Origin of the sequence: Pseudorhodoplanes sp. (assembly GCF_035565795.1) — a bacterium.
Lineage (GTDB): Bacteria > Pseudomonadota > Alphaproteobacteria > Rhizobiales > Xanthobacteraceae > Pseudorhodoplanes.
In genome coordinates this window covers 1-6,260 of sequence record NZ_DATMRV010000034.1, presented here as the reverse complement: position 1 = coordinate 6,260, position 6,260 = coordinate 1, and the positions used below count along the sequence as shown (strand labels likewise).

The 6,260-nt window shown below is 63.9% G+C and carries 11 protein-coding genes and 2 pseudogenes; 6 read left to right on the top strand and 7 right to left on the bottom strand.

Annotated features, from left to right (window positions below; translation table 11 throughout):
* A pseudogene (locus VNZ93_RS03375) lies at positions 1–502 on the top strand (hypothetical protein); the annotation flags it as partial.
* Between the two features lie 71 nt (positions 503–573).
* On the opposite strand, the gene clpS reads toward VNZ93_RS03375, so the two are convergent.
* Positions 574–885 (bottom strand): ATP-dependent Clp protease adapter ClpS, encoded by a 312-nt coding sequence (clpS, locus tag VNZ93_RS03370; protein ID WP_325700078.1) that lies wholly within the window; start codon positions 883–885, stop codon positions 574–576.
* Positions 886–1,017: 132 nt separating this feature from the next.
* Here clpS and VNZ93_RS03365 point away from each other — a divergent pair, with 132 nt between their 5' ends.
* Positions 1,018–1,422: a hypothetical protein gene (locus tag VNZ93_RS03365; RefSeq protein ID WP_325700075.1), complete on the top strand. Its 405-nt coding sequence runs from the start codon at positions 1,018–1,020 to the stop codon at positions 1,420–1,422.
* A gap of 21 nt (positions 1,423–1,443) precedes the next feature.
* Here VNZ93_RS03365 and VNZ93_RS03360 read toward each other — a convergent pair whose 3' ends face one another.
* The 3 genes from VNZ93_RS03360 to msrB form a co-directional block, all read right to left on the bottom strand.
* Positions 1,444–1,914 carry an NUDIX domain-containing protein gene (locus VNZ93_RS03360; RefSeq protein WP_325700083.1) on the bottom strand — a complete coding sequence of 157 codons (471 nt, stop codon included), beginning with the start codon at positions 1,912–1,914 and terminating at the stop codon, positions 1,444–1,446.
* 8 nt (positions 1,915–1,922) lie between these two features.
* Positions 1,923–2,294, bottom strand: a complete 372-nt coding sequence (locus tag VNZ93_RS03355) for a hypothetical protein (protein WP_325700072.1) — start codon at positions 2,292–2,294, stop codon at positions 1,923–1,925.
* Positions 2,295–2,356: 62 nt separating this feature from the next.
* On the bottom strand, positions 2,357–2,764 hold the full coding sequence (gene msrB, locus VNZ93_RS03350) for a peptide-methionine (R)-S-oxide reductase MsrB (protein ID WP_325700069.1): 408 nt from the start codon (positions 2,762–2,764) through the stop codon (positions 2,357–2,359).
* 169 nt (positions 2,765–2,933) lie between these two features.
* On the opposite strand from msrB, the gene VNZ93_RS03345 reads away from it, so the two are divergent.
* The 3 genes from VNZ93_RS03345 to VNZ93_RS03335 all read left to right on the top strand — a co-directional run bounded on the left by VNZ93_RS03345 (position 2,934) and on the right by VNZ93_RS03335 (position 4,352).
* Positions 2,934–3,407 carry a DUF6790 family protein gene (locus VNZ93_RS03345; protein ID WP_325700065.1) on the top strand — a complete coding sequence of 158 codons (474 nt, stop codon included), beginning with the start codon at positions 2,934–2,936 and terminating at the stop codon, positions 3,405–3,407.
* 72 nt (positions 3,408–3,479) lie between these two features.
* Entirely contained in the window at positions 3,480–3,710 is a 231-nt protein-coding gene (locus tag VNZ93_RS03340) for a hypothetical protein (RefSeq protein ID WP_325700062.1), read from the top strand.
* A gap of 84 nt (positions 3,711–3,794) precedes the next feature.
* The gene (locus VNZ93_RS03335; RefSeq protein WP_325700059.1) at positions 3,795–4,352 is read left to right on the top strand and encodes a hypothetical protein; all 558 of its coding nucleotides are present in this window, start codon (positions 3,795–3,797) and stop codon (positions 4,350–4,352) included.
* 74 nt (positions 4,353–4,426) lie between these two features.
* Here VNZ93_RS03335 and VNZ93_RS03330 read toward each other — a convergent pair whose 3' ends face one another.
* The 3 genes from VNZ93_RS03330 to VNZ93_RS03320 form a co-directional block, all read right to left on the bottom strand.
* Entirely contained in the window at positions 4,427–4,918 is a 492-nt protein-coding gene (locus VNZ93_RS03330) for a CreA family protein (protein WP_325700080.1), read from the bottom strand.
* A gap of 112 nt (positions 4,919–5,030) precedes the next feature.
* Positions 5,031–5,309, bottom strand: a complete 279-nt coding sequence (locus tag VNZ93_RS03325; protein ID WP_325700056.1) for a DUF3551 domain-containing protein — start codon at positions 5,307–5,309, stop codon at positions 5,031–5,033.
* Between the two features lie 61 nt (positions 5,310–5,370).
* Positions 5,371–5,595 (bottom strand): DUF3551 domain-containing protein, encoded by a 225-nt coding sequence (locus tag VNZ93_RS03320; RefSeq protein WP_325700053.1) that lies wholly within the window; start codon positions 5,593–5,595, stop codon positions 5,371–5,373.
* Between the two features lie 408 nt (positions 5,596–6,003).
* Between VNZ93_RS03320 and VNZ93_RS03315 the strand changes: the two are divergent.
* Positions 6,004–6,260 (top strand): annotated as a pseudogene (locus tag VNZ93_RS03315) (hypothetical protein); the annotation flags it as partial.

Below are 6,260 nucleotides of genomic sequence, written 5' to 3'. Positions count from 1 at the left end.
CATCAGCACATCGCAGTTCGCACAAGGCCCGTCCGGCCGCTCGGCCTATCGCACGCGGGGATATTCACGCGGTTATGCGCGTAGCCATGCACGTCATTACGGGCGCGCACATGCGCGTTCGCACGGGCATAGCCATGCGCATCGTCACGCCCATCGCCCCGCACTCGGCGGCGCGAGCGCATCGCGCTCTTGCCTCACCGGCGATACGCGCGCGTTGCTGTCGCGGTTCGAGGCGCGCTTCGGTTCGGTGAAGGTGATCTCCACCTGCCGTCCGGGCGCGGTGATCGCCGGCTCCGGCCGTCCCTCGCAGCACCGCTACGGCAAGGCCGTGGACTTCATGCCCAATCCAGGCCAGCGCGGCGCGATGCTCGCCTGGCTGCGTTCGAACGCGAATGGCGCCGTGATCACCTACGGTTCGGGCCATATCCACTTCGACACCGGCGGCTACCGCAACTACGCCGTCAGCGCCAAGGCGCGCAGGTCCTATGCCCGCGCCCGCTAAAGCGCTCGTGCTTCTCCTGTCCGGCGTGGCTCTCCGCGCCGGACAGGAGACCCTTGTCCCGCTGTTGCCCGTTACGTTTCCGGCTCGGTGGTGAAGAACAGCGGATAGCCGTTCTGCTTGCCGAGATCGGTCGCTTCCTTCGCCTTGGTCTCGGCAACGTCGCGCGTATAGACCGCGATCACGCAGGCGCCGCGCTTGTGCGCCGTCATCATCACCGCATGAGCGTGATCGGCACTCATCCGGAACACCGCTTTCAAAACCTGCACCACAAATTCACGCGGCGTGTAATCGTCATTCAGCAGGATGACCTTGTAGAGCGGCGGCCGCGCCGTCTTGGTCTTGGTCTTCGTCCTGGTTCTGGTCTTGACGTTCGGCTCGGCCATGGGCGGGCTCCCCGGCTGATGTTAGACGGAGCGGCGGAGGTTGCAATTCGGTCGCTCGATGCTATGGCGCCGCGAAAAGTTACCGCAATTCGTTGCTTCATGCTGCGGCCCGCAGACAAGCGAGCCTTGCTCATGCTCCGCGCCGCCGCTGCCCTCGTCCTCGCCTTGAGCATGTGGGCGTCCGCGGGCGCGCAGGATATCTTTGCAAACCGTCCGGCCTTTTCGGGTCCGGAGCAGCCGGCGAAGCGGCGCGCGGAGTGCGGCGAATTGCGTGCGATGGCCGAGGGCCTGCCGGTGCCCAATACAAGGATCGATCTTGCAGTCACCGGCGAATTGCGTCTCGTGACGGGCGACGGCGCGCTCTGGTATCTCGTGATCTGCGAGGACCTTCGCGTCATGTGCGTGACCTACGAGTCCAACGACATGCAGATCGGCGAACGCGTGCTCATGCGCGGCGCCTATCGCCGTCTCGACGACAATCACGCCGTGCTTGATCCATGTCTTGCCAGCCGCGACGGCGAATTGCCGTCGCAATGACGGCACCTCCGCGACCCGTGATCAACCTTTGCTTTCGACGCGGTCGATCAGCCGCTCGATTAAGTCGCGCTGCGCCGGCAGAATCTTGAGCTTCGCCTCTTCCGGAGAAAACCACGCCGCGCGGTCGATCTCGGGAAAGCTTGCCCTGCGTCCGCTCCTTGGCGGCCATTCCATCTCGAAGCTGCCGGACTTGATCGCGTCGACGCCGAGGTCGCCTTCGAGCGCGAAGGCGGTGACGACCTTGCCGTTCCTCTGCTTGATCTCGCCCAGCGGCAGGCATTCGCCTTCCAGCGCTGTCCCGAGTTCCTCGGCAAATTCGCGGCGCGCCGCAGCGAGAGCGTCTTCGTCGTCGGGATCGTATTCGCCCTTCGGGATCGACCAGGCGCCCGCGTCCTTCTTCGCCCAGAACGGTCCGCCCGGATGCACGAGCAGCACCTCGAGCGCGCCGCGCACCCGCCTGTACATCAGGATCCCGGCACTGCGTTTTGGCAGGGTGGCCCTCACCCGCTCACGATGAACGTGACGCCGACACCGCGTTCCTGCGCGCGGCGCGACAGCCGCACCACGTCGGCGAGCCACGCGCGTGCGACCGCCGGCGCCTTCGGAGCTTCAGTCTCGATCAGGGCGACAAGCGCCGCCACCTGGTCGCTCTTGAACGAGAACTCCTCGTAACAACCGATGATGCCGTCATGCGGCAAACCATGCATGTATTCGCAGAGCGTCGAGGACTCGAACGCAGCCCAGGCGTCTTCGGGGATCGGGCGGCTTTCGAAATGAACGTCGTCCGCCGGATCGCCGGGTGTCACGTCGTCGATCCAGGGACCGCGCGCGGCATAGATACGACCGATCTCGCGCGTAGCGGTGTCCGACATTCCCAGCCTCCGCGTGTTTGGCGGTGCAAGGATAGCGCGCCGGGCGAAAGCTGAAAACCTCGTCAGGTAGCCGGCTTGAAGTTCATGGCTACGCCGTTGATGCAGTAGCGTAGCCCCGTCGGCGGCGGCCCATCCGGGAACACATGGCCGAGGTGGCTGCCGCAGCGGCTGCAATGCACCTCGGTACGGACCATGCCGAAGCTGCGGTCCTCGGTGGTCTCGACCGCGCCCGGCTCCGGATCGTTGAAGCTCGGCCAGCCGGTGCCGCTCTCGAACTTGCGGCCCGACTTGAACAGCGGCTGCCCACAGCCGGCACACTCGAACGTGCCGGCGCGCTTCTCGTAATTCAGTGCGCAACTGCCGGGGCGTTCGGTCCCGTGCTGGCGCATGATGTAATATTGTTCGGGGGACAGGAGCGCACGCCACTCGGCGTCGCTGCGGGTCACGGGATATGTCTTTGTGTCGCTCATGGCACGAATATGGGGCTCACCGCTCCATCTGCCAAGGCGGTTGCCATGGCTCTTGCAAAGCCTGTGAGCGGCCCGCCCTCCCGGCGCCGAACCCGTTCAAACGGATGCATGATGATCGAAACGCTGATCCGGTTCTTGCTTTCGAAACTTCACGCTCACCTTTCTGATCATGGGGCTCATCGCATCCGCGATCGTCTATCTGGCGAAGCCCGCGCCGCGTACGCGCGCGCAGCTTGTCGAGGCCCTGCTGTCCTATTTCGTGCTGTTCGCTATCGGCATCACCTACTTCTACAATTTCGTGATGCATGTGTTCTTCGGTGAAATGTCCGCGCGTTTCATCGGCTGGGCCGACACCCCGTTCCAGACCGAACTCGGATTCGCCAGTCTTGGCTTCGCGGCGGTCGGCTTTCTCGCCTTTCGCGGCGACCGCAGCATGCGCGTCGCGGCCATTGTGGGCGTTTCGTTTTTCCTTCTCGGCGCTGCCGGCGTGCACATCTACGAGATGATCACGGCGCACAATTTTGCTCCGGGGAATGCCGGGATCATCTTCTGGACCGACATCCTTGTCCCGGCGATCGGCTTCGTCCTCCTGTATCTGCAGGCCCGTACTCAAAGCAAAAACGCGGCCATCACGGCCGCTTGAACGAAATTTGCGTTGCGATTCGGCAGCCCCGGGCGGACACTACGGCGTTTTGAAATTTGCCGGGGGACGTCAATGGCGAGACGCACGACACATCGCAGCTCGAAGGGCACGAAACTTTACGCGGTGCGCGACAAGGACGGACAGTTCAAGGACATCCAGACTTACAAGCGCGCCCACGGCATGGACATCAAGCGCAAGGCCAAGGACGAAGCGCCAGCCAAGAAGAAGTCGTCCAAGAAGAAATCGGCAAAGAAAGCAAAGAAGGTGAAGGCAAGGAAAGCCAAGGCAAAGAAACGCAAATAGGGCGTCGCGTCGCGCAATCGAACGTGATCCCTTCGTAATGCGACTGACAAAGACCGTTTTTCCGTCCACGTGAAGGAGAAGGTTATGTCTAACTCGCTCAAGTGTGCCCTGGCGGTCGCCATTATGGCGGCTTCCGTGGGTATCGCGTCCGCACAGCAAGGGCAGACCCGTCAGATCCAGGTTCTGCCGGCGCCCGGCGGCGAAGGGGCACCCGCGGCTGCTCCGCCACCAGCGGAAGCTGCTCCGCCGCCAGCGCAAGCCGCCCCGCCGCCCGAGGCGAATGCCGATCCGGCAGGTGTCGCCCCTGGCCGCAAACGTCCGGGCAAACCGGTGCAGCAGGCCGCACCTGCGCCTGATGCCGCGCCCCCGCCCGGCGATTCCACGACAGGCACCCCTCCCCCGCCGGCTGGCGCCCCGCCGCCGCCCGACAAGTCCGGGCCGCCGCAGAAGCTGGTGAAGGAAGGTCCTCCTCCGCCGGTGAGGCCGATTGTAAGGCCCAAGCCGAAGCCGCGTTATTACGGCGAGTATGGCTACCGCCCTCAATATGACGGCTATCGCGGCGGCTATGGCGGTGGATATGGCGGCGGCTACGGTGGTGGATACGGCGGCGGTTATGGCGGTGGCGGCTACGGCCGTTACTGATCGCAACCCCGTCCTGACGATCGAAACGGCGCCGCAGCGGCGCCGTTTCCTTTTCGACTATGCGAGCGCAAGCCTCACTTCTCAACGAAGTCGGCGCATTTCGGAACGTCCGTCTGCGCGCCCCAGGGCATGATCGGAACGCTGGACGTCGAGTTCTTCGGCGAGCCTTCGATAATGCGATCCGAGAACACCATGTAGACGAGGACATTTCGCTTCACGTCGCAGCCTCGCACGATCTGCATCTTCTTGAAGAACAACGAGCGGCGCGTGCGGAACACGTCTTCGCCCTGCTCGAACTTGGCCTTGAACTTGATCGGGCCGATCTGCCGGCAGGAGAGAGAGATGTCGGACACTTCCTCGGCGAGTCCCAGCCATCCCTTGAAACCGCCCTTTTCAGGGACCGTGAAGTGGCACGCGACGCCGTCGACCTCCGGATCGTCGAGGCCGTAGGTCGCGAGCTTGTCGTTCGGCGACATCCATTTGAACACCGTCGAGCGCTTGAAGATCAGATCCGGCTCCTCCGCCGCGTGTGCAACCGCGCCGGAGATCGCGACGAGCACCAACATTACCGCCGGACTGGAAAAAGCGCGCGCAAATGCAGATCGCATCGAAGGGCCTCCGTTTCGGCCCACAGATAGTTACGGATGCGATCGTCACAAGCGATTGAGAATGGGCGCGTCAGCCCTGCCGCTGGCGTGGGCGCACAGGCGGCGGAGGCGGCGCCTGGTATCTCGGATTCTGGACACACATCTCCGTGCCCGTGCGCGTCTCCATGCACTGCGCGTAGCTGACGAAGCCGCAGCTCATCACGCCTTCGCTCAGTCCGCTGGTGATGACGCACCACGGGTAATTGACCTCGCCCGAGGCCGTATCGCGACCGCCGGCCGTTACGGCGATCAGGATTGCGATTGCAAGGAGGACCTTTGAAAGCCCTGAGCTCAATGATGGATCGTGCATGGCTACACCGTTCCCGCGCTTCGTCAGCGCGGGAACGGTTTGCTTGAACGCGGGCTCATCGTCAACCGCGGGCGCGCGGCCCATGATAGCGTGGATTCACGACACACATGTCGGTACCGACGCGGGTCTGCATGCACTGAGCCAAGCTGACATAACCGCAGCTCATCACGCCACCGTCCCGGCCACCCGTGATGATGCACCACGGATAGTTGACTTCGGCGGAGGATGGCGTTGCGCCCGTGAGCAAGGTTGCGCCGACCAGGGCGGCAACAGCGAGGATCTTCATTTCAACTCTCCAGCTTTCTGTTTTGTTGTGGCCGCGATCGGCGCGCCGAACAGCATCCGGAGCGGCGACCACATCTGACGGTCGTCGCGTGTCGAGCGGTGTTGGTTCGAACGGTATCATTGAAAACACCCGGACTGTCCGACACCGACGATCGGGGCGGGTAACAAGCCCGTCATCCGGGTGAGGCACCACCATAGCGCCCCTTCGGAGTGGCAGCCGCGGCATGACCTTCGTCCGGACAAGAGCCGGTTATTGGTAATTCAACGTGCCCGTCGGGATCCGGTTTCAGGCAGCTCCATGCGGCGGGCCGCTCCACGCGCAATTTTTCGGCTCGGGCCTTTGAACCGGTTTCCGGCCCGCCACGACGAATGGTCATCAACGAGTTCACCCCTCAAAGGAAACAAGGCCATGACCATCACGAAAACCGCCCTCGCCGCCGCGATCCTGGCCGTTATGGCCGTGTCCGCCAACGCCCAGCAGGGCCCGACCCGTCAGATCCAGGTTCTGCCCGCGCCGGGCAAGGTTGCTGCAGTTGCCCCCGCGATTGCCGCCGATCCGGCTCCGGCCAAGATCGAGGGCGAAGCCCCGCCCGTCGAAGCTCCGGCGGCTGACGTGGCCCCGGCCCCCGAAGCAGCGCCGAAGATCGCTCCCAAAGTGATCGTCGC

Excerpts from the sequence above, each read along its gene's own strand:
- clpS (WP_325700078.1), bottom strand. The coding sequence starts at position 885 with ATGGCCGAGCCGAACGTCAAGACCAGAACCAGGACGAAGACCAAGACC.
- VNZ93_RS03365 (WP_325700075.1), top strand. The coding sequence starts at position 1,018 with ATGCTCCGCGCCGCCGCTGCCCTCGTCCTCGCCTTGAGCATGTGGGCG.
- VNZ93_RS03355 (WP_325700072.1), bottom strand. The coding sequence starts at position 2,294 with ATGTCGGACACCGCTACGCGCGAGATCGGTCGTATCTATGCCGCGCGC.
- msrB (WP_325700069.1), bottom strand. The coding sequence starts at position 2,764 with ATGAGCGACACAAAGACATATCCCGTGACCCGCAGCGACGCCGAGTGG.
- VNZ93_RS03345 (WP_325700065.1), top strand. The coding sequence starts at position 2,934 with ATGGGGCTCATCGCATCCGCGATCGTCTATCTGGCGAAGCCCGCGCCG.
- VNZ93_RS03340 (WP_325700062.1), top strand. The coding sequence starts at position 3,480 with ATGGCGAGACGCACGACACATCGCAGCTCGAAGGGCACGAAACTTTAC.
- VNZ93_RS03335 (WP_325700059.1), top strand. The coding sequence starts at position 3,795 with ATGTCTAACTCGCTCAAGTGTGCCCTGGCGGTCGCCATTATGGCGGCT.
- VNZ93_RS03330 (WP_325700080.1), bottom strand. The coding sequence starts at position 4,918 with ATGTTGGTGCTCGTCGCGATCTCCGGCGCGGTTGCACACGCGGCGGAG.
- VNZ93_RS03325 (WP_325700056.1), bottom strand. The coding sequence starts at position 5,309 with ATGCACGATCCATCATTGAGCTCAGGGCTTTCAAAGGTCCTCCTTGCA.
- VNZ93_RS03320 (WP_325700053.1), bottom strand. The coding sequence starts at position 5,595 with ATGAAGATCCTCGCTGTTGCCGCCCTGGTCGGCGCAACCTTGCTCACG.